This window comes from Streptomyces reniochalinae (assembly GCF_003323735.1).
In the GTDB taxonomy this organism is placed as follows: Bacteria; Actinomycetota; Actinomycetes; order Streptomycetales; family Streptomycetaceae; genus Streptomyces; species Streptomyces reniochalinae.
In genome coordinates this window covers 145,711-167,276 of the sequence record NZ_QOIM01000030.1, presented here as the reverse complement: position 1 = coordinate 167,276, position 21,566 = coordinate 145,711, and the positions used below count along the sequence as shown (strand labels likewise).

The 21,566-nt window shown below is 72.1% G+C and carries 18 protein-coding genes; 6 read left to right on the top strand and 12 right to left on the bottom strand.

Annotated features, from left to right (window positions below):
• Window positions 1-22 precede the first annotated feature (22 nt).
• Both DQ392_RS34055 and DQ392_RS11580 read right to left on the bottom strand, forming a co-directional pair.
• Window positions 23-1,201, bottom strand: a complete 1,179-nt coding sequence (locus DQ392_RS34055; RefSeq protein ID WP_147266519.1) for a type 2 periplasmic-binding domain-containing protein — start codon at window positions 1,199-1,201, stop codon at window positions 23-25.
• A gap of 10 nt (window positions 1,202-1,211) precedes the next feature.
• Window positions 1,212-1,751: a hypothetical protein gene (locus DQ392_RS11580; protein WP_147266518.1), complete on the bottom strand. Its 540-nt coding sequence runs from the start codon at window positions 1,749-1,751 to the stop codon at window positions 1,212-1,214.
• A 561-nt stretch (window positions 1,752-2,312) separates the two neighbouring features.
• On the opposite strand from DQ392_RS11580, the gene DQ392_RS11575 reads away from it, so the two are divergent.
• From DQ392_RS11575 to DQ392_RS11565, 3 genes are all read left to right on the top strand, one after another.
• Window positions 2,313-2,771, top strand: a complete 459-nt coding sequence (locus DQ392_RS11575) for a MarR family winged helix-turn-helix transcriptional regulator (RefSeq protein ID WP_114015463.1) — start codon at window positions 2,313-2,315, stop codon at window positions 2,769-2,771.
• Between the two features lie 14 nt (window positions 2,772-2,785).
• Window positions 2,786-5,917, top strand: coding sequence for an FUSC family protein (locus DQ392_RS11570; RefSeq protein ID WP_114015462.1), 3,132 nt, complete (start codon window positions 2,786-2,788; stop codon window positions 5,915-5,917).
• Between the two features lie 152 nt (window positions 5,918-6,069).
• On the top strand, window positions 6,070-7,365 hold the full coding sequence (locus tag DQ392_RS11565) for a D-alanyl-D-alanine carboxypeptidase family protein (RefSeq protein WP_245981385.1): 1,296 nt from the start codon (window positions 6,070-6,072) through the stop codon (window positions 7,363-7,365).
• On the opposite strand, the gene DQ392_RS11560 is transcribed toward DQ392_RS11565, so the two are convergent.
• From DQ392_RS11560 to trpS, 3 genes are all read right to left on the bottom strand, one after another.
• The gene (locus tag DQ392_RS11560; protein WP_114015461.1) at window positions 7,271-8,383 is read right to left on the bottom strand and encodes a YihY/virulence factor BrkB family protein; all 1,113 of its coding nucleotides are present in this window, start codon (window positions 8,381-8,383) and stop codon (window positions 7,271-7,273) included. The genes DQ392_RS11565 and DQ392_RS11560 overlap by 95 nt on opposite strands.
• 207 nt (window positions 8,384-8,590) lie before the next feature.
• Window positions 8,591-9,280 carry a 2'-5' RNA ligase family protein gene (locus DQ392_RS11555; RefSeq protein ID WP_114015460.1) on the bottom strand — a complete coding sequence of 230 codons (690 nt, stop codon included), beginning with the start codon at window positions 9,278-9,280 and terminating at the stop codon, window positions 8,591-8,593.
• 11 nt (window positions 9,281-9,291) lie between these two features.
• Complete coding sequence (trpS, locus tag DQ392_RS11550; protein WP_114015459.1) at window positions 9,292-10,305, bottom strand: tryptophan--tRNA ligase; 1,014 nt, start codon at window positions 10,303-10,305, stop codon at window positions 9,292-9,294.
• Window positions 10,306-10,613: 308 nt separating this feature from the next.
• Between trpS and rocD the strand changes: the two genes are divergently transcribed.
• Entirely contained in the window at window positions 10,614-11,831 is a 1,218-nt protein-coding gene (gene rocD, locus DQ392_RS11545; RefSeq protein ID WP_114015583.1) for an ornithine--oxo-acid transaminase, read from the top strand.
• Between the two features lie 6 nt (window positions 11,832-11,837).
• Here rocD and DQ392_RS11540 read toward each other — a convergent pair whose 3' ends face one another.
• The 4 genes from DQ392_RS11540 to pdxR form a co-directional block, all read right to left on the bottom strand.
• On the bottom strand, window positions 11,838-12,098 hold the full coding sequence (locus DQ392_RS11540; RefSeq protein ID WP_245981384.1) for a hypothetical protein: 261 nt from the start codon (window positions 12,096-12,098) through the stop codon (window positions 11,838-11,840).
• A 43-nt stretch (window positions 12,099-12,141) separates the two neighbouring features.
• The gene (locus DQ392_RS11535) at window positions 12,142-12,543 is read right to left on the bottom strand and encodes a DUF4259 domain-containing protein (protein ID WP_114015458.1); all 402 of its coding nucleotides are present in this window, start codon (window positions 12,541-12,543) and stop codon (window positions 12,142-12,144) included.
• 229 nt (window positions 12,544-12,772) lie between these two features.
• Entirely contained in the window at window positions 12,773-14,215 is a 1,443-nt protein-coding gene (locus tag DQ392_RS11530) for a purine-cytosine permease family protein (RefSeq protein ID WP_114015457.1), read from the bottom strand.
• A gap of 121 nt (window positions 14,216-14,336) precedes the next feature.
• Window positions 14,337-15,935 carry a MocR-like pyridoxine biosynthesis transcription factor PdxR gene (pdxR, locus tag DQ392_RS11525; protein ID WP_114015456.1) on the bottom strand — a complete coding sequence of 533 codons (1,599 nt, stop codon included), beginning with the start codon at window positions 15,933-15,935 and terminating at the stop codon, window positions 14,337-14,339.
• Between the two features lie 46 nt (window positions 15,936-15,981).
• Here pdxR and DQ392_RS11520 point away from each other — a divergent pair, with 46 nt between their 5' ends.
• Window positions 15,982-16,446, top strand: a complete 465-nt coding sequence (locus DQ392_RS11520; RefSeq protein WP_114015455.1) for a carboxymuconolactone decarboxylase family protein — start codon at window positions 15,982-15,984, stop codon at window positions 16,444-16,446.
• Entirely contained in the window at window positions 16,443-17,186 is a 744-nt protein-coding gene (locus DQ392_RS11515; protein ID WP_114015454.1) for an isocitrate lyase/PEP mutase family protein, read from the top strand. The genes DQ392_RS11520 and DQ392_RS11515 overlap by 4 nt, the downstream gene beginning before the upstream one ends.
• Before the next feature lie 25 nt (window positions 17,187-17,211).
• On the opposite strand, the gene DQ392_RS11510 is transcribed toward DQ392_RS11515, so the two are convergent.
• The 3 genes from DQ392_RS11510 to DQ392_RS11500 form a co-directional block, all read right to left on the bottom strand.
• The gene (locus tag DQ392_RS11510) at window positions 17,212-18,285 is read right to left on the bottom strand and encodes a CopD family protein (protein WP_245981366.1); all 1,074 of its coding nucleotides are present in this window, start codon (window positions 18,283-18,285) and stop codon (window positions 17,212-17,214) included.
• Window positions 18,286-18,522: 237 nt separating this feature from the next.
• Window positions 18,523-19,479, bottom strand: coding sequence for an ABC transporter substrate-binding protein (locus tag DQ392_RS11505; protein WP_114015453.1), 957 nt, complete (start codon window positions 19,477-19,479; stop codon window positions 18,523-18,525).
• A complete protein-coding gene (locus DQ392_RS11500; RefSeq protein ID WP_114015452.1) occupies window positions 19,476-21,536 on the bottom strand; it encodes an ABC transporter permease in 2,061 nt (686 codons plus the stop codon). The genes DQ392_RS11505 and DQ392_RS11500 overlap by 4 nt, the downstream gene beginning before the upstream one ends.
• Window positions 21,537-21,566 lie beyond the last annotated feature (30 nt).

Sequence of the window (21,566 nt, the reverse complement as noted above, 5' to 3'; positions counted from 1 at the left end):
CACATAAGTTCTACTCGGACGATTATTTCTTCTTTGCCTCAGGGGACTCCCATAGCACCGTGCCGTAGCTGTTACCGAATCCCGTGGATGCACCAGCCTCGATACCAGGGCCGAATCCAACAGATTTACTGTACACGGAATCCCCTTTGGAGTTTGTGACGTTGAGGGCCGTCACATGATTCACCTCGCCACCGATAGGGCCAACATGGCCGGATGCCCCCGCACTCCAACTGGGCCCGCGAATCTGGTCGATGTCGTCGGCATTGCTCTTCATGACACTGACGTTGGCATCCGTACCAAACGACCAGCCAGCACTACTAGTTGTCACTGAGCGGACGAAGGATATTTGCGCCCCGCCTTCCGGCTTCCTGGTGACAACTAGGCAAGCCTCGCCGCCAATGCTGGCCCCCATTCCTGCCGATGCGTTCAGGCATAGGCCTTGAGTATTATTGTAGCCAGTTGCTTCAGAGAGGCCGTCGATTGAACCGACAACCGCTTTCTGCCCCATCCCACCTGAGGTGTGAATCGCCGTGTTCACTCCGTGGATTATGGCCTTGGCCAGGTTTGGCGAGACGTGCGGCCCTGCATCCTTCTCAGCTTTCCTTTTCGCCAGGTCCTTCATGAACGCCCCCATGTTGCTCGGCGCGTCGGCGTTGAAGGACACGGCTCCCTTCAAGGTGCTTTCGTCGCCGGCGACAGTTTTCAGGGCCATCATTATGAGCGTGTCTGCCTCTTGGACAGTCTGTACGCCCCTCTTGATGACCTGGTTCCAGTACGTTTCGATATCGGCCCGCCCTGGATCCCGAAGCTTACTAGCCGCTTCACCGGACGTCATACCTGAGGTGTCAGTAGTACATTTCCCGTACTCATCAACTTTCATGCCCCCTTCTTCCATCGCGGCCTTCCGGGCTTCTTTCAGTGCGTTGCGGGCATTGTCCAGCATTTCACGCCCATCGTCCAAAAGACGAGCAAACGCAGTAGCCTGTTCCTTAGCTGCGTCGAGATTCGCCAAAGTCGACGCCTCGGAAAGGTAGTAGGCCCCGGAGGCCTTACCATGCCAGGAGGAGAGCTTTTTGCTCACGTTTGTATCGTATTGCGTCCGAAGCGTCCCGAATTCTTCACCCATGCTTCGCCATTTTTTGGCTGCCGTGGTGAGCGTCCCGAAATCCGCCTCCATTATGTCCTGGTAAGTCAGATCCATGCGCCCGGTCTCACAACCTGTCCAGCTTACTGTCCCGAGGGACAAACAGCGGTTCTTCGTCTCCCTGCTTTCCCCGACTGGAGAGTTTGTTGAAGCCGGCGGCGGTGTCGATCTCCTGCCCGTCGAAAGTCTTTCCCGTCCAGCCGAGGGCCTTCATCGCAAAGCTCAGCCGCTCCTGTAGATCAGCTACCTGCTTTTCCCACTGGACCAGTCCGTACTGGACGCCTCGGCCCGTGTCCCAGTTCCTCATGGCCCCCACGCTTGCCAACGGGCCTGCCACCGGCAGGAAAGCCATCTCTATGTCTCCCCCTCCCCCGACCATCTCGGAGGAGAAGTCGGCAATCCTGCCCTTCGCTGCTACGGCTGGCTTGAACTCCTCGTTTATATATTTCGCCACCGTCTGCACTTCCGAGGAGACCGCGAGGTCATTCTCTCCATTTGCAGGCGTCCCAGAGTCCGGGCTCGGTACGTGATTAAGCTGCATGTGCGGCGACCGACCCCCGCCTCCTTCGCTCTTCCGCAGTTCGCCCCATTCCTCTTCGAATGACATACCACCCTGCTTTGGATAGTGGATATACGGCTAGACACTTGCACGGAGAGGGCAGTGGCGCTGAGATAGCCGCAAAACCGAACACGCTGGTGTAGCGAACTTGTCACTGTTTGCAACCAGATGGAGGATCCCCGGCCGCTGTTCGCCTCTTCTGACCCCGCCGAACGCTCGGCCTACCACGGAGAGATCGCACTCTGCCCATGCTCAGCGCTGTGACGTCACCGGGGCAGGTAGCGGGGGCTCTTCGGCAAGGGCCCGTCCTGCGCGCCCTTGACAGAGAAGTTCACCGAGCCGCAGCCGCGCAGCCGGCCGCGCCCCAGAGCGCGCACTCGTGGCCGTAACAGACGGCGTCGCTGGAGGTCTGGTCGCGGGTGGTCGAGCTCCGCGCACACCACGCCACTTTGCAAAAGAAACGCAAAGATGACTGGTCCAGCAGTAGGGGATCTAGGTACCTCGCGACCCGCGCCACACACAGTTTCCCCCGCCACATGTGACGACCTCCACAGCCCAGAAACGTGTAAACGGCAAGCATTTTTCATCGTCTGCTTATATATTTAAGGAATGCAAACTGCGTCGACGGGCGAGGAGCAGCGGATTGAGCGGGCGGCACGGGGCCTGCTGAGCGGTATCGGGAGGCTCTCCCGGCTCCTGTTCCGGACCGGGGACTTCGGGCTCCCCCGCAGCTCGGCCACCGCGCTGGACGCCCTGGAAGAAGGCCCGCGCCGGGTGTCCGAGCTGACCTCGCACACCGGGCTGACCCAGCCGCGGGTCACCACCGTCCTCAAGGAGCTGGAGACGCGCGGGCTGGTCGAGCGCAGGTCCTGCGCCCGGGACGGCCGCGCCACCGAGGCCCACATCACCCCGCTCGGCCGGGAGCTGCTGGAACAGGGGCGCCGGCGCATGGCCGCCGCGCTGCTCCAGGGGCTCCACGCGCACGCCGACGACCCCGAGCACACCGTCGCGGTGGCCCGCGAAGCCGTGTGCACCCTCCTGACGTCCCTGGAATCGGAGGCCAGTTGAGCACATCAGCCACCATGACCCCCCGGACAGCACGCCCGTCGCCCGTCACCGGCCTGGCCGGTGACGGCGCGGACCCGAGCACGGGAACGGGCGCGGACACGGATACGGGCAGGGGCACGGGCACCGACGCGGACGGCGAGCCCGGCGCAGCCGTCCTGCACGCCCCCCGCCGGGTGAGCGGGCCGCGCCACTGGTGGGACTGGGTACTGGCCGCCGACCCCGGACTCGGCCAGCTCCAGGCGGGCTGGCGCACGCTCACCTCGATGGTCACCGCCCTGGCCGTGGGATACGGCATGTCCGTGGCCACCGGGGTCTCGGCCATGCTGGGCATGATGGTCGGCGGCATGATCGGGCTGATGAGCTCGTTCGCCGTCGCGGAGAACACCCCGCTGCGGCTGACCCGCGCCATCCTGTGGCTGCCGGTCCCCTACTCCGCGATCCTGCCGGTCTCCGCCTGGCTGCACCAGGACCGGGTGCTCGAACTGTGCCTGATGGGCGTCGCGATCGCCCTGCTGTTCTTCCTGCTCAAGTTCGGCACGATCGCGCTGCTGACCGGCATGATGATGTTCAACGCCTTCCTGGTCGGGATGATGACGCCCATCCCGCTGCACTCGTGCGGGTGGCTGTTCGTCATCGCCGCCGCCACGGCGGTCGCCGTCCTGGGCGTGAGGCTCCTGCTGTGCTGTCCGATGCCGCGCGAGGACCTGCTGCGCACCCAGCGCGCCTTCGTCGTCGAGGCCCGCCGGGTGGCCGACGCCGCCGCCACCGCGCTGGACCCGGACGCCGACGCGGCCGTCGCCACTCGCCGCATGCGCCGCGCCCTGCGGCGGCTGAACGTGACCACCCTCACCATCGACGGCAACCTGGCCCAGCCCGAGGTCGCCGCGGACCCCGAGGCGGCCGAGCTGCTGCACCAGTACCTCTTCGACGCGGAACTGGCGCTCCAGGGCATCGGCCAGGCCACCCAGCAGCTGACGCGGCGGCACGTGCCCTCCCGCCTGCGTGAGGCGCTGGTCGTCGGGCTCGTCCTCGCCCGCGACACCCACCTGGGCCGGGCGGACGCGCTGCGCCCCGCGGCGGAACTGATCCGTCAGCAGGCGGCCGCGCCCACGGGCGCCGCCGCACAGGGGTACGGCGGCGAGGAGGCCGAGGTGCGGGCCGCGGCACGCCGCGTCGCCGACCTGCTGGACGCGCTCGCCGACGCGCTGGCCTGCTGGCTGAGCCTGGGCTGGAACGCGCCCACCGCCCGCGCCAAGGTGCCGTTCAAGCAGACCGTCCTGCTGGAGCGCGGGCGCCCGGCCGCGTCCGGCCCTGCCGCGCAGCGGGTCGCCGAGGCGCAGGTGCCGGACACCGGCTGGCGCCGCGCCGTCCCGTATCTGAGGGCACCGCTGACCGCGGGGCTCGCCGCCGCGATCACCATTCCGCTCGCCGACGCCGTCAACGGGCAGCGGTTCTACTGGGGCCTGGTCGGCGTGATGATCACGCTGTTCGGTACGAACACCACCCACGAGCGGCTGCGCAAGTTCGCCCACCGCATGGTGGGCACCGCGGTCGGCGCTGTCCTGGGCATCGCACTGCTGCACGCCGTCGGGCACGGGCACGTCTACGCGATGCTGACGGTCATCGTCGCGGGCATCACGTTCGGCGCCTGGGGCATGTCGCGCGCGTACGCTCTGTGGGTCGTCGGCCTGGTCGTCGCGCTGACCCAACTGTACGGGCTGACCACCCCGTACGACGGCATGGACCGGCTGCTGACCGAGCGCCTCGTCGAGAACGGGCTCGGCGTGCTCGTAGCCACCGCGTGCGCCGCCGCGGTCTTCCCCGTCGCCACCTCGAAGGTGCGGCGGGAGGCGGCGCGCGGCTACCTGTCCGCACTGGAGGACCTGATCGCGCAGGTCGCCGCCCGCTGGAAGGAGCCCGAGGCCCCCATCCGGCTGCGCGGTGCCGCCCGCGCGGTGGACGCCGCGCTGTACCAGATGCAGTCCGTCGTCCGCCCGCTGGTGCGCATGCCGCTGGGCGCCCGGGGCCGCACCGGGGACAACCTCCTGGCGCTGCTGGGCACCGCGACCCGGCACGCCCGCTCGCTGGCCGTGGCGGCGGACGTCGACCTCGACACCGCCCCCGCGCTGCGCGCCCGCGTGGACCGGATCACCGAGGTCTTCGCCGGCTCCCTGCGCTCCCTCGACCGGCAGCTCGCCACCGGCGACGGCGACGGCACCTGGGTACGGGTCAGCCCGCTGATCCGCGAGCTGGAGGCGTCGCCGGCGCTCTCAGGGCCCCGCACCGACCAGTCGGGCGCAGACGGGTCGAGCGCAGCCCGGGCGGGCACGGTCCGGTTGCGGGCCGCGCTGCGTGAACTGGCCGCCCTCGACGAGGTGTTGGCCAGCCTCGCCGACAACCGCGGCATGCGGATCGCTCTCGCCCCGACCGCGGACCCGTACGAGGGTGCGGACAGTGAGCCCGCCGGCACGGCCGCGCACCCCGTGGCCGGCTCAGGCGGGCGGCCGCCCTCCGCTCCCCGGGCGCACCGGCAGAACCTGCACCGTGCCCTGGCGGCCCAGGCGTTCGCCGCCTCCGCCGCGCGCCACACGGACCCGCGGCTCGATCGGTCCGACACGCGTCCGGACGACGCGGACACGCGCCCCGGCCACGCGGGCCCCCGCCCCGGTCGGGCGGACGCCGCCGACCCCTCCGCCCCGGTCTCCCCCGCCGGGCAGGCGCCGGGCGCCCCGGGCACCTCCGGCGCACGCACCGCACGCGCCCTCCCGCCGACAGCCGAGGCTGGAACCGGGACCGGGACCGGGACCGGGACCGGGGCGGGGGCCGGGGTCGAAACGGGAGACGGGGCCGGAGCAGGGGCCGTCGGTGCGGCGACCGTCGACGGTTTCGTGACCGTCGCCGGTTTCGTGCACTGCCCGCTCCACCCGGGCGGCTGCGAGGCGTGGCTCACCGTGGTCGACGCGCGCGGCAAGCGGCAGGCGCTGGTGCGCGCGGCCGGCGGCGCCTACCAGGTGACCGGTCTGGCGCCGGGCGGCCACACCCTGGTGACCTCCAGCGCCTCGCACGCGCCCAGTGCGGAGTTCCTGCTGGTGACAGCGGCGGCAGGCACGATGCGGCACGACGTCGCGCTGCGGCCCGCTCCGTGAGCGGGCCGCCACCGGTCCGGCGTCGGCCGGGCGGGCGACCCCGGGCCCCCTCCTGGCCTAGCGCACTGGGCGAGTTGGCGTATCCGGAGGCGTGTGTGCCGGGGCTCGGCATCCCCAACGCGCGGAGGGGCCTGTACGTTCGCAGGGTGCCCATTTCTTCGCATTATTCAGACCGCACCCCGCGCTCGGGCGTGCCCCACGCCCCGCGCACGCGCCGTGCCGCCGCGCTCGCCTCCACGGCGTTCGCGCTCTCCTTGCTGACCGTCCCTGCCGCGATGCCCGCGCACGCCGACGAGAAGAACCCGGCGGACGCCGCCAAAGAGCCCAAGCCACCCGCCCAGATGTCGACCGTGGGCGGGGCACAGCTCGGCCGCCCCGGTACCCAGGTGAACCTGAGGAAGGGCGCGCCGGAGCTGCCGACCAAGCTCTCGGCGCGCTCGTGGGTCGTCTCCGACGCGGAGTCGGGCCAGGTGCTCGCGTCGCACAACGCCCACTGGCGGCTGCCCCCGGCGAGCACGCTGAAGATGCTCTTCGCCGACACGGTGCTGCCGAAGCTGCCCAGTGACCGCGAACACAAGGTCCTCCCCTCCGACCTGGAGGGCATGGGCGAGGGCAGCAGCCTGGTCGGCGTCAAGGAGGGCGAGTCGTATTCCGTGCACGACCTGTGGCGCGGCGTCTTCCTGCGCTCGGGCAACGACGCGGTGCACGTGCTGGCCGCGATGAACGGTGGCGTCGACAAGACCGTCGAGGAGATGAACGAGAAGGCGCGCGCGCTCACCGCGAACGACACCAAGGTCGTCAGCCCGGACGGTTACGACCGCCCCGGTCAGGTCTCCTCCGCGTACGACCTGACGCTGTTCGCCAGGGCCGGGCTACAGAACAAGGACTTCCGCGAGTACGCGGCGACCGCGAGCGCGAAGTTCCCCGGCGAGACGAAGAAGAAGGACGGCAAGACCAAGCGCGAGAGCTTCCAGATCCAGAACACCAACCGCCTGCTCACGGGGGACGTGGGCATCGACCCCTACCCGGGCATCGCGGGCGTGAAGAACGGTTCGACGACCAACGCGGGCAACACCTTCACCGGCGTCGCCCAGCGCGGCGACCGGGTGCTGCTGGTGACCGTCATGCACCCGGACGGTGAGGAGCCGCACGGCGTCTACAAGGAGACCGCCAGGCTGCTGGACTGGGGCTTCGACGCCGCCGGAAAGGTCGAGCCGGTGGGCGAGCTGGCGGCACCGAGCAGCGCGGGCGGCGGCGGGGGCACCCCGAAGGACGGCGAGGCCGGAGGCTCCTCGCACGCGGCCGCCCGCACCGACAGCAAGCCCTCGGGCGGCGCGGGGATGGCCGTCGGGATCACCGCGGGCGTTCTGGTCCTTCTCGGTCTGGTGGCGTACGGGGTGCACCGCCGGTGGCCGCTTCCCGACCTGGCGCGTCGCCACCGCCGCTGACGTCGCTGTCGCTGCTGCCGCCGGTTCCGGTGCCGGTGCCGGTGCCGGAACCGGCTTCGGCCCCCGCCTCGGCCTCGGCCCCCTCCCCGGTGCCGCCGTCACCGTCACCGGAAGCGTCGCCCCCGTCGAAGAGCTCCTTGACCGGTTGCTGCGTGTCCGGTCCTGGGCCCGGGGCCGGCGCGGTGGCGGTCCAGGCCGCGCAGTACAGCAGCAGCTTCGTCATGAAGCTGATCCACAGCAGCAGGGCGATGGGCACGCCGAAGGCGCCGTAGATGTTCTTGGCGGCCACCTGCTGGAGGTAGCCGCCGAGCAGCAGCTTCAGCAGCTCGAAGCCGACGGCGCCCTGTAGTGCCGCTGCCAGCACCGCACGGCGCGGCGGCTTCACGCGGGGCAGCAGCGTCAGCACGTACCACAGCAGCAGGAAGTCGGCGGCGATGGCGGCCGCGTAGGCGGCGGTGCGCAGCAGCACCGTACCGACGCCGCCCTCGGTCAGGCCGAGCCACTCGGCGACCCGGGTCACGGCGGTGACGGCGAAAGCAGAACCGCCGAAGGAGACCAGCCCCACCAGGCCCAGACCGAGCAGGGTCCCCAGGTCGGTGGCCTTGCGGAGGACGACGTTGCCGGGGTCCTCCTCCAGGTCCCACACGGCGCGCAGGCTCTCGCGCAGCGCGCCGACCCAGCTGGCGCCGGTGAACAGCAGCGCCGCGCCGGCGACCGATCCCACGGTGCCCGCGTTGTCGACCAGGGACTGGAGCTGAAGCTGGTCGGAGATGCCGGGCACCTGGTCGGTGAGGGTGTCCTGAAGCTGCCGCATCTGGTCGTCGGGGAGCAGCGCTGCGGCGACGGCGACGCCGACGGCGAGCACCGGGAACAGCGCCAGGAAACTGGTGAAGGTGATCGCGGCGGCCAGCCGCGTCCACTTGCGGGCGTCCAGGTGCTCGTAGACGTGCCAGAGCCGGGTGGTGAAGAACCACGCGACGACGGGGCCCACGAGCGGCAGCTTCGTCAGTTTTTCCACATCTGCCCCCTGCCCCGTCACGGCGTTTTCCAGCCATCCGCCGCAGGCGGCAACTGTCCGTGATCAGGCCGGATCAGCCGGTCGGCCGACAGGGGCCCTCGGAGGCCGCCGGGCCCGGCCGGGTGCCGGTCAGGGCGGCGCGCCGCTACAGAGGGCGGCGCGCGGGCCTACAAAGGCGGCAGGCCGCCACAGCGGGGGCGCGGGCCCCTACAGCGTGGCGGACGGGCGGAGGGCGGTACGCCGCTGGTGAGGCGGCCGGCAGGCGGCCGGCGGCAGCGTCACGTCGAGCGACGAGGCCGCAGCCGGCGCCGGGCCCTGCGGGTGGGCGGGGCCCGGCGGCATACCGGGGTGCGGGGCGAAGGGGAACTCACGCCGGAGCCGCCACACCTCGTCCGACCCCTGCTCGTAGAGGGCGAACCCGCCGGCCGTCCAGGCGCACTCGAAGTCGGCCAGCTGGGCGAAGGCGCGGTCCATGGCCGCCTCCGCGATGCCGTGCGCGACCGTCACGTGCGGGTGGTACGGGAAATGCAGCTCCCGGGCCAGGGGGCCTTCAGGGTCCCGCACCCGCTCCTGGAGCCGCGCACAGGCCGCACCGCCCTCGGCGACCTGCACGAAGACCACCGGTGTCAGCGGCCGGAACGTCCCCGTGCCCGACAGCCGCACGCGGAAGGGCCGCCCGGCCAGGGCGACGCCCGCCAGATGGGCCTCGATCGCGGGGCGCGCCGAGGCGGGCACCTCGGTCGGCGGCAGCAGCGTGATGTGGGTGGGGATACCGTGCGCGGCCGCGTCGCCGAAAGAGGCCCGCCGCTCCTGCAACAGCGTGCCGTACGGCTCGGGGACGGCGAGCGATACACCGAGGGTGACGGTCGCTCCCGCGCCGGTCGCTCCCGTGCCCATCGCTTCTCCCTTCACCGCCTGCCGGGCACGAAGCCCACCTTGTCGTAGACGTCCCGCAGCGTGTCCGACGCCACGGACCTGGCCTTCTCCGCCCCGTCCAGCAGGATCCCGTCCAGCGACGCCGGGTCGTCCATGAACTCCTGCGTCCGCGTGCGGAACGGTGTCACCCAGTCCGTGACGATCTCCGCGAGATCCGTCTTCAGCGCACCGTAGCCCTTGCCCGCGTACTTATCCTCCAGTTCCTGGATTCCGGCACCTGTGAGGGTGGAGTAGATCGTCAGCAGGTTGCTGACACCGGGCTTCTTGTCCTGGTCGAACCGGATGACGGTGTCCGTGTCGGTGACCGCGCTCTTGATCTTCTTCGCGGTGGTCCTCGGCTCGTCCAGCAGCTCGATGATGCCCTTCGGCGTGGAGGCCGACTTGCTCATCTTGACCCCGGGGTCCTGCAAGTCGTAGATCTTCGCCGTCTCCTTGGGGATGTGCGCGTCGGGCACCGGGAACGTCGCCCCGTACCGCCCGTTGAAGCGCTCCGCGAGCGTGCGCGTCAGCTCCAGGTGCTGGCGCTGGTCCTCACCGACCGGCACCTGATGCGCCCGGTAGACCAGGATGTCGGCCACCATCAGCGCCGGGTAGGTGAACAGGCCCACACTGGTGTGATCCGTGCCCTGCTTGGCCGACTTGTCCTTGAACTGCGTCATCCGCGCCGCCTCACCGAAACCGGTCAGGCACTCCACGATCCAGCTCAACTGGGTGTGCTCGGGCACGTGGCTCTGGAGGAAGAGCGTGCAGCGCTGCGGGTCGAGACCGGCCGCCAGCAGCTGGGCGGCGGCCATCCGCGAGTTGTGCCGCAGCTCGGCCGGGTCCTTCGGGATCGTCATGGCGTGCAGGTCGACGACCATGTAGAAGGCGTCGTGGGTCTCCTGGAGCGCCACCCACTGGCGTACGGCACCGAGGTAGTTGCCTAGATGGAACGAACCGGCGGTGGGCTGGATCCCGGACAGCACACGAGGACGATCATTGGCCATGCCGCCATTCTCTCAGGTGCGGACGCCCTCCCGTGACCCGATGGCGGGTGAGCTGACGCACGGGCGGCTTCCCCCTCCGCCCCGCCCGTGCGCCGGTGCTTCGCCGCGCCTCCCCGGGGGCGCGCGCCGGGCCCCCTGGGGGGCTCTCCGCTGCGGCGCGCGCCCCCCGCGGTGCCGCACGGACACGGCGTCGCACCCGCCCCACCGGGACAAGCGCCCCCGGACCGGGACGGCGGCACGGGCGCCGATGGAAGATGGAGGTGCCGCCCCACCCGGCGGCACCGGTACGCACAGAGACGGAGACGACGATGTCCACCCTCTCCACCGCCACGAGCGCGCAGAGCATCGCCACCGCCCAGGCTCACAGCGCGCACAACTACCACCCGCTCCCCGTCGTCGTCGCCACCGCGGACGGCGCGTGGGTGACCGACGTCGAGGGCCGCCGCTACCTCGACATGCTGGCCGGGTACTCGGCGCTGAACTTCGGCCACCGCAACCCTCGTCTGATCGAGGCGGCGAAGGCCCAGCTCGACCGGGTCACCCTCACCTCCCGCGCCTTCCACCACGACCGCTTCGCCGACTTCGCCGCCCAGCTCGCCGACTTGTGCGGGATGGAGATGGTGCTGCCGATGAACACCGGCGCCGAAGCGGTGGAGACGGCCGTCAAGACGGCCCGCAAGTGGGGATACCGCGTCAAGGGCGTGCCCGCCGGACAGGCGAAGATCGTCGTCGCCGACAACAACTTCCACGGCCGTACGACGACGATCGTCAGCTTCTCCACCGACGAGGAGGCCCGCGCGGACCACGGCCCCTACACGCCGGGCTTCGAGACCGTGCCGTACGGCGACCTGGCGGCGCTGGAGGCCGCACTCGACGCGCACACGGTCGCCGTGCTGCTGGAGCCCATCCAGGGCGAGGCCGGGGTCCTGGTGCCGCCGCCCGGCTACCTGACCGGTGTCCGCGAACTCACCCGCGAGCGCGGGGTGCTGTTCATCGCCGACGAGATCCAGTCGGGCCTGGGCCGCACCGGGGCCACCTTCGCCTGCGAACAGGAGGGCGTGGCCCCCGACATGTACGTGCTCGGCAAGGCGCTGGGCGGCGGCGTCGTGCCCGTCTCCGCCGTCGTCTCCTCGCGCGAGGTGCTCGGCGTCCACCGTCCGGGCGAGCACGGCTCCACGTTCGGCGGAAACCCGCTGGCCTGCGCCGTCGCGCTGGAGGTGCTGGAGATGCTGCGCGGCGGCGAGTACCAGCGGCGCGCCGCGGAACTGGGCGAGCACCTCCACCGCGAACTCGCCCTGCTGACGGGTGCGGCCGTACGGGAGGTGCGCGGGCGCGGCCTGTGGGCCGGCGTCGACATCGACCCCTCGCACGGCACGGGCCGAGAGATCTCCGAGAAGCTGCTGGCCCGCGGCGTCCTGGTCAAGGACACCCACGGCTCCACCATCCGCCTCGCCCCACCCCTGGTCATCACCAAGGAAGACCTGGACTGGGGCCTGGAGCAGCTGCGCGCCGTGCTGGCCGCCTGACCGGCGTCAGGTGCCGTCGGGATCGACGGCACCCAGCCTCAGCCCCCGGCTCTGTGCGACGCGCAGGGCGTTCGCGAGCGCGCGCACGCACGACGTGAGTGCCAGGCGGAGAGCGAGGGCCCCGGCGGCGGGGTTCGCCAGGACACTCTCGGCTTCCCGCAACGTCTCGGCGGCACCGCGCACTTGCCGGTTCTCCGTCCGGTCGGCCGGCGCGGAGATCATCCCGCCTTCGGCGCCGGGCGCGGCGCGGACACCCGGGTGCGGCACGGGCAACAGCCGCCCCCGCGCTACGGCGCCGTCTGGCTGGCCGTTACACCGGATCCAGGAGGGTCTGGCGGAGGGACGTGATCGTCGGGGGCCACGGGGAAGTGGGGGACTCGGTCCACAGGTCGAGGAGTTCGGACGGTTCGGTGGTGACGCGGTCGAGGGCTTGGACGGCGAGGGGGCGCAGGTCGGTCAGGTCGGGGAGCGGATGCTTCGGGCCCGTGCCGGGTCCTGCGGGGGTGCCTTCGGGGTGCTGGGCGGCAACCAGGGCGGCCGCGGCGACGGCTTCCTGGCCGAGGTCGGCGTCCAGGTAGTCGGTGGTTCCGGTCGCCTCACGGAGGGCTGCTGCGATGAGGGTGTGCCGTTCGTGGGGCGACGCGTGGTCGAGGGTGCCGGCGAAGTCGGCCGCGGTGTCGTTGTCGAAGGGGCCGACGTCCCATGTACCCATCGTGCTGCTCCCTATCGGTGGTGGCGGGGGGAGGCGGCGCTCGTGCGGGCGAGCGTGTGAGGCATCGTCGCATCCGGGTGTGACAGCCGTGCCGGGCCCAGGGGTGGGCTGCCGCGTGCGGCTACTGTCCGGGGCCGCCGGCCTCCTGTGCCCGTACGGTGCGGCGCTGAGTCGTCAGGGTGACGGCGAAGGCCAGCGCCAGCGCCATCAGCAAGGCCACCATGGAGCGTTACTCGCGCCCTCCGGCGTGAGGTGCCGCCTCCTGCCTCCGTACGGTCCCGCGCTGGGTCAGCAGCGTCACCAGGAACGACAAGGCCAGGGCGGCGAGGAGGCCCAGGTTGGCGCCGGCCCAGGTGCCGTCGCGGCCGCCGAGGCCCAGGGGCGCCAGGAGGTAGCCCTGCCAGTCGAGCCAGGCGGCGCCGGTGTTGGTGACCAGGCCCCAGCCGACGGCGGTGGCGGCGGCCAGGAGGGTGACGGGGAGCCACCGTACGTCGCCGTAGCGGCCGGCCGGCCTGAAGAGGTCGGCGTCGTCGAAGGGGCGGTCGCGCAGGGCGAGGTCGGCGAGCACGATGCCGCACCAGGCGGCGATGGGGACGCCGAGGGTGGTGAGGAACGCGGTGAAGGTGGAGAGGAAGTCGTCGGCGAGGAAGACGAGGGCGACGGTGCCCGCGACCATCAGCGCGCCGTCGATGCCGGCGGCGACGTAGCGCGGGACGCGCACGCCGACGGCCAGCAGCGCGAGCCCGGAGGAGTAGATGTCGAGGACCGCGCCGCCGACCAGGCCCGCCACGGCGACCAGGGTGAAGGGGAGGAGGAACCACAGCGGGAGGAGGGTGGTGAGGGCGCCGATGGGGTCGGCGGCGACCGCCTGGTTCAGGTCGGTGGAGGAGCCGGCCAGCAGCAGCCCGAAGACGAAGAGCAGGAGGGGCGCCAGCGAGCCGCCGAGCGCCGTCCAGGCGGCGACGGCCGTTCCGCGGGTGCGGCGGGGCAGGTAGCGCGAGTAGTCGGCGGCGGCGTTGACCCAGCCGAGCCCGAACCCGGTCATCACGAACACCAGGGCGCCCACGACCTGTTGCGCCGACCCGTGGGGCAGCGCGGAGACGCGGCCCCAGTGGATCTCGTCGGCCACCAGCACCACGTAGCCGAGGGTCAGGACGCCTGTCACCACGGTGATGACGGTCTGGAGGCGCATGATGAGGTCGAAGCCGATGATCCCGGCGGCGACCGTGAGCGCGGAGACGACGAGCAGGGCGAGGACCTTCGTGCCCGCGCCGCCGCCCCAGCCGAGGCGGTCGAGGACGGTGGCCGTCGCCAGCGTCGCGAGGGTGACCAGGACGGTTTCCCAGCCGACGGTCAGTATCCAGGAGACGGCGGAGGGCAGCCGGTTGCCGCGCACTCCGAAAGCGGCCCGGCTGAGCACCATCGTCGGTGCCGAGCCGCGCTTGCCGGCCACGGCGATCAGCCCGCACAGGAGGAAGGAGACGAGGATGCCGACGGTGCCGGCGAACAGCGCCTGCCAGAAGGAGAGCCCGAAGCCGAGCGCGAACGAGCCGTAGCCGAGTCCGAGCACGGAGACGTTGGAGCCGAACCACGGCCAGAACAACTGGGCGGGGCGGCCCTTGCGTTCGGCCTCGGCGATGACGTTGAGACCGTTCTCCTCCACCGTCGGCATCGCGCCGCACACCCCCGTCTGCTGTCTGCCGCATGTCCTCCGGGCCACCGGATGCCCGTGGACGGCCCGCCTACGGGCCCGTGGAGCCTCCACGTACGCCGTGCGGCGCGTCAAGCCCCTCTCACGCCGGGTGTACTTCCGCGCCGGGGCGCAGCGAGGCGAGTGTGGTGCACAGCGCCTCCAGCGCAGCCCCGTAAGCGTGTTCGGCGGGGCTTCCGTAGCCGACGACCAGGGACGGGGGCGCGGCGGACGTGCCGGGCGCGGCCGGGTGCCGGAAGCCGGTGAGCGGGTCGAGGCCGACGCCCGCCCGCTCCAGGGCCCGCAGCGCGCGCTCCTCGCCCACGCCGGGCGGCAGGGCGAGCACGGCGTGCAGCCCGGCGGCGATGCCGGTGGCGCGCGCCTCGGGTACGCGGGCCGCCAGCGCTTCGACGAGCCGGTCGCGCCGGGCGCGGTAGCGCTGCCGCATGGCGCGCACGTGCCGGTCGTAGGCGCCGCGTTCCAGGAAGTCGGCGAGCGTGAGCTGGTCGAGGCTGCCGACGGCCCATTCGGCGGGCGTCTTGGCCGCCAGGACGTCGTCCACCAGGTGGTCGGGCAGCACCATCCACGCCAGTCGCAGCGCCGGTGCCAGTGCCTTGCTGGCGGTTCCGAGGTGGACGACGCGTTCGGGGTCGAGCCCCTGGAGAGCGCCCACGGGATGCCTGTCGTAGCGGAACTCGCCGTCGTAGTCGTCCTCCAGTACGAGTCCGCCGCCGCGCCGCGCCCAGTCGACGACGGCGGCCCGCCGGTCGGGGTGCAGCGGCACACCGAGCGGGTACTGGTGCGCGGGGGTCAGCAGCACGGCTTCGGCGTCGGCGAACCCGGGGTCCGTGTCGAGGGCTTGCGTTCTGGCGCCGCGCGCGTCCACGGGCAGTGGACGGGTGGGCGCGCCCCGTACCTGAAGCAACTCGCGGTGGAAGAAGAGGCCGTACTCCTCCACGGCGACCGTCCCGGCGACGACCCTCGACAGCAGGGAGACGCCCTGGGCGAACCCCGCGCACACCACGATGCGTTCGGGGTCGGCGCGTACGCCGCGCGCCCGCGCCAGGTAGTCGGCCAGCGCGCGCCGCAGCTCGGCGGTGCCCCGCAGGTCGCCGTGCGAGAAGGCGTGGGCGGGCGCGGCGGTCAGCGCCCTGCGGGCCGACGTCAGCCACGCCGAACGGGGAAACGCCGAGACGTCGGGCGCGCCGGTGCGCAGGTCGTGCACGGGCCGCTGCCGCCTGCGCTCCGCGAGGGCCGCGCGGGCCCGCTCCTGGTGGGTCTCCCCCGCCGGGTGCCCTCCGCCACGGCGCTGCCCCGTGCGGTGCGTCGCGGCGCGCCCGGACTCCGTACGGTGCGCGCGCCCGGGCCCGGTACGGCGTTCGCGGGGACGGGAGGGGGGTGCCGGCGCGGCGCGTTCGGCGACGCGGGTGCCGGAGCCCTGCCGGGCGGACAGCCACCCCTCCGCGACCAGCTCGGCGTACGCGCCCGCCACGGTGTTGCGCGCCAGCCCCAGGTCGGCGGCCAGGCTCCGGGAGGACGGCAGCCGGGTGCCGGGGGCCAGCCTCCCGGTGCGGACGGCGTCGCGCAGGGCGGCCAGCAGCGCCGCACGGGGGCGCCGCGCACCGGGGCCGGTGGAGAGCGCGAGGTCGAGGTGGAGGTCGCCGCCGCCGGACGGCCGCGAAGTGGCCCATGAATCCGCCATGGAAGTGGACCATACGCGTGGCCCATTACTGCCTAGGCTCGGGGGCATGACGACACGGCGTATGAACATCTGGCAGACCGCACCGCGGCTGATGAAGGGCATGTCCGGCTTCCAGCAGGCGGCGTCCGCCGCCGGTCTGGACCCGGTGGTCGCGGAGCTGGTCAAGATCCGCGCCTCGCAGATCAACCGCTGCGCGTTCTGCCTGGACATGCACGTGGCCGAGGCCCGCGAGAGGGGCGAGCGGCAGCTGCGTCTCGACCTGCTCGCCTCATGGGAGGAGGCGGGCGACCTGTTCACCGAGCGGGAGGGCGCCGCGCTCGCCCTCACCGAGGCGGTCACCGAGCTGACGGACGGCTTCGTCCCCGACGAGGTCTACGCGCGCGCCGCGGCCCACTTCGACGAGGCGGAACTGGCCGCGCTCCTCGGGCAGATCGTCGCGATCAACGCCTGGAACCGGTTCAACGTGGCGATCCGGGAGGTCCCCAAGAGCCTGGATGCGAGCGCCTCGTGACGGACGCCGCGCAGAGGCTGCGCTCCCTGCACCACGACAGGGCGCCCGGCGACCCGCTGGTGCTGCCGGGCCCCTGGGACGCCGCCAGCGCCCGCGCCTTCGCCGAGGCGGGTTTCCCCGCTCTGGCGACGCCGAGCGCGGGCGTCTCGGCGTCCCTGGGCCACGCCGACGGGCAGTGCCCGGGCGACGAGATGTTCGCCGCGATCGGCCGCATCACGCGGGCCGTACGCGCCTTGGACGTGCCCGTCACCGCGGACATCGAGAGGGGCTACGGGCTGGCACCGGCCGAGCTCGCCGGGCGGCTCCACGCCGCGGGCGCCGTCGGATGCAACCTGGAGGACTCGGTGGGCGGGCACCTCGTGGACGCGGAAGCGCAGGCCGGCTTCCTGGCCGCCGTACGCGAGGCCCTCGGCCCGGAGACCTTCCTCAACGCCCGCGTGGACGCCCACCTGCGCGGCGTCGCCGACCCGCTCGCCGAGGCCCTGCGGCGGGGGCGTGCCTACGTGGCCGCCGGCGCCGACGGGGTGTACCCGATCGGGGCACCGCCCGCCGACCTGGCGGTCCTCGTGCGCGAACTGGGCGTTCCCGTCAACGGCCTGGCCCGTACCGGCGGGCCGGGCGTCGCCGAGCTCGCCGGGGCCGGGGCCGGCCGCGTCACCTTCGGCGGTGGGCTCGCCGCACGGGCGACGGAGGGGGTGCGGGCGATGGCCTCAAAGCTGCGCGCGGGCCGGCTACCGTGACACGCGCCGCGCCGCGCGCTTCCGCTCAGTCGGCGGGGGGCGCCGGGGCGGCGGTCAGCAGGGCCGAGAGGACGAGCACCGCGCCGAGCGCGGCCAGTTCCCACGCGGTGGGGCGCCACACCTGCGCGTAGGTCAGCCGCGCGCGGTCCCGCATCAGCACGCGCCGGGCGACGAGCGCGCACAGGGCGACGGCGCCCACCAGCGCCAGCTTCACCAGCAGCGTCCGGCCCCAGGCCGAGGAGGTGAAGGACCAGGCGGAGGGGAGCTTGCGCAGCGTGCTGGCCGTTCCCGTCCCGCACAGGGCGACGAACAGCCAGAAGGCCCGCCGCGCGTAGGCGGCCAGCAGGGCGCGCGCCGCACCGGGTTCGCCGTGCCAGGCGCGCATGGTGCGCAGCGCGTGGACGAGGCCGCCCGTCCACAGCACCGTACTGGCCAGGTGGAGGAGGGTGAGGCCGACGCCGACGGCCTGGGTGTGGTCCTCCGGGTGGGCGCGCAGCGCCTCGGCGACGACCACTCCGGCGAGCGGCGCGGCGGCCCAGGTGGGCCGCCGCAGGAAGACGCAGAGGGCGGCGAGCAGGAAGCCGTTGGCCTCGCAGAAGGCGAGCAGCCCCTCGCGGGTCGCGTAGATCTCGCTGAGTTCGGGAAGCCCGGCGGCCAGGCGGCCGTCGCCGGCGGCGGCCATGGAGGCGAGCGCGAGGGCGGCGGTCATGCCCGCGAGGGCCGCCCCCGCCGCCCATTCGGGGGGCTGCCGTGGCCCGTGGGCCGGGGTGCCGGGCAGGGAGCGGGAGACGTCGCGGGCCAGCCGCCGCCCGGCCACTTCGCCGAGTTGTACGCACAGCGCGGCGAACAGCACCGAGCGCAGCAGGGTGGTGAGGCCGCCGCCGGGTATCCGCACCTCGCCGGTGCCCTCGGTGGCCGCGTCCGTGCCGGCGAGCGCCACGGCGACGAGGACACCGACGCAGGCGGCGACCAGGGCGGCGGGTACCAGGGGGCGCCGCCCCCCGCGCGCGGCCCGGTGCCGTCCGCGTCCCGCGGGTGCCGAAGCGCCCCGGGGGCGGGACGGCGGCGGGGGCGGGGGCGGGGTGTCGGGCTGGCTCACGGCGCAATTCTCCCCCGGCGGGGTACAGCGCCCTCCGGCTACGGGGACGTCACGGCGCGACCGGCCTCGTCGGGGTAGGCCGCGGTCCGGCCCCGGCGGCGTACGGCACGGTCCGGCCCGGCGGCATGCGGCGTGGTCCGGCCCGGCGGACCACAGCGCCGAAGACGCGTCCGCCCCCGTGACGGAGGTCGTCACGGGGGCGGGCGGGCTACCGGAAGCGGTGGCGGCGGAAGTGCCTCAGTTGGGCATCCACTTCTTCCACTTGTCCGGGTTCTGCTCGACCCACTTGGCCGCGGCCTCGTCGGTGTCCATCTTGTCGATGGTCATCCACTTGACGACCTTGGTCTGTTCCCCGGTGCTCCAGTGGAACTTCTTGAGGAACTCCGCCGCCTTGCCCCCGTTCTCGGCGAAGTCACGGTTCATGAACTTCGTCAGCGGTGTGTAGGGGTAGGCGCAGTCCACCTTGGAGGGCACCTTGTCGCACCCTGGGGTGCGCTTGGGCAGCTTCACCTCGGTCATGGGGACCTTGGAGTTGAGCCACTGCGGTATCCACCAGTAGGTGAGGAAGGGCTCCTTCTTGGCGGCCCGCTTCTGGATCTCCTTGACCTGGGCTGCCTCACTGCCGGCGTAGACCGTCTTGTAGGGCAGGTCCAGGTTCTTGATGATCTGGGCGTCGTAGGTGCTGAAGGAGGGAGAGCCCTCCAGCATCTGGCCCTTGTCCCCGCTCTCGGGGGTCTGGAAGTACTTCTTCAGCTTGGGAAGGTTCTTCCAGTCCTTGACCTCGGGGTGCTCCTTGGCGAAGTACGTGGGCACGTACCAGCCGATGTGGCCGGTCACGCCGAGCTCGCCCGCGTTGACGACGGTCTTGAGCTCCTCGACGTACTTCTTCTCCTTCTTCGGCACGCCGCGCCAGTCCTCCATCATGGCGTCGGCGCGGCCGGTGTTGAGCGCGTCGAACATGACGGGCTCGTCCATCTGGAGCGTCTTGACCCGGTAGCCGAGCTTCTTCTCCAGGATCTGCTTGGCCACCGCGACGTTCGCCTCGGAGCCGGCCCAGGCCGCGATGGGCAGGGTGACGGTGTTCGGCGAACCGCTGTAGTACGGGTCGGCCTTGCCGCAGGAGCTGAGGCCCGCGGCCAGGGCGAGGGCCGCGGCTGCCGCGACCCCGCCCCTGAGGATGCGTGTGCGCTTCACTTCGTACCTCCGCGCTTGCCGGTGCCCGCTGACTGGGTGAGCCGGTCGAGCATGAGGCCCAGGCAGACGATGGCGATACCGGCCGAGAGGCCGACGCCCAGGTCGCTCTTCTGGAGTCCGTAGACCACGTCGTAGCCGAGGGCGCCACCGCCGACCAGGCCGCCGATGACGACCATGGCGAGGACCAGGACGACGCCCTGGTTGCAGGCCAGCATCAGGGAGGGGCGGGCCAGCGGCAGCTGCACCTGTCGCAGCTGCTGCCAGCCTGTGCTGCCCAGCGAGCGGGACGCCTCCATGGCCGCAGGGTCCACCGTGCGCAGTCCCTGCGCGGTGATGCGGATGACGGCGGGCAGCGCGTACACGGCGGCCGCCAGGATCGCGGCCGGCCGGCCGACGCCGACCAGCGCCACCACGGGCACCAGGTAGACGAACTGCGGCATCGTCTGCATGACGTCGAGGATCGGCCGGATCAGCCGCATCACCCACCGGGAGCGGGCGGCCAGGATGCCGATGACGACGCCGACGACGAGGGTGCACAGCACCGAGACGATCACCTGCGAGAGGGTGTCCATCGACTTGTCCCACAGGCCCAGGGCGCCGAGGACGGCGAGCGAGAGGACACCGGTCAGCCCGGCGCGCCAGGAGCCCGCCATCCAGGCCAGGACGGCCACCAGCAGCAGGACGGCCCACCACGGCGAGGCCTGCATGGCGTCGCGCATCGGGTTGAGGACCCAGGAGGTGAAGTGGGAGGCCCACACGTCGGTGCCGCCGATGACGGGGATGCCGTCGGAGATGGAGTGGGTGAACGACTCGATGCCCTTGGTCAGCGGCGAGGAGATCGAGACGGTCCACTGGATGGGCCAGGAGCGCTCCCCGACCGGGCCGAAGAGGGTGCCGACGACGGCGAAGACGACGAAGACGCCCCAGGCGAACCAGCCGCCGAGCTTCTCCAGGGCGATCGCGCCGGCGTCACCGCCGGTGCGGGCGCTCCCCGGGGAGGTGTCGAGCTGGTCGCCGGCCGCGGCGGTCACCCGGTCGAGCCAGATGGCGATCAGCACGATGCAGCTGCCGGGGATGAGTGCCAGGCCCACGTTGTCCTTGGACAGTGCCTGGTAGACCTTGTCGCCGAGGCCGCCCGCGCCGATGACGGACGCCATGACGACCATGGAGAGCGCCATCATGATCGTCTGGTTGAGGCCGAGGAGCATCTCCTTGCGGGCCAGCGGCAGCCGCGCGGTCCACAGCCGCTGCCAGGGGTCGGACCCCAGCGAACGGGAGGCCTCCAGCGCGGCCGGGTCGGCGCCGCGCAGGCCCAGCGCGGTGAGGCGGGCCATGGGCGGCGCGGCGTAGATGACGGTGGAGACCAGCGCGGCCGGTGAGCCGATGCCGAAGATCAGCACCAGCGGCAGCAGGTAGGCGAACGCCGGCATCACCTGCATGGTGTCGAACACCGGGCGCAGAACGCGGTTGCCCGTCTCCGACAGGCCCGCGATCAGGCCGAGCAGCACGCCGATGACGGCGGAGACGGCGACCGCCACCACCATCAGGGCCAGCGTCGACATGGCGTATTCCCACACGCCCAGGACGCCGAAGACGCCGAAGGTGCACAGGGTCAGCAGGGCGATGCGCAGTGAGCGCACCTTCAGCCCGGCCCCCGACACGTACCAGGAGACGGCGGTGGCCAGCGCGGTCACGCCCAGCCAGCCCAGGTTGTTGAGGAAGGTGAAGACGTAGTCGACACCGCCCTCGGACCAGTTGCTGATGTGCAGCAGGAAGTAGAGGAAGAGGGGGCTGGTGGCGCGGTTGTCGGTCAGCCAGTTGCTGAGCCAGTCCAGACCGTCCTTGATGCCGGAGGACCAGTTGAGCGCGCCCGGCCAGTTGCCGTCCAGCGCGAGGGCGCCGACGATCAGAACGACGACGACGAGGCCGAACGCCATGACGGCGGGCCTGGCCAGCAGCGCGCGGGCGCCGCTCACCCCGGTGGTGGCGGGCTCGGCCGGGGCGGCCTTCTCCTTCTCCTTCTCCCCGCTCGGCTGCGGGAGGGTGGTGGTGCTCATATCAGCCCCTCCGCCGGCCGGCTGTCGCGC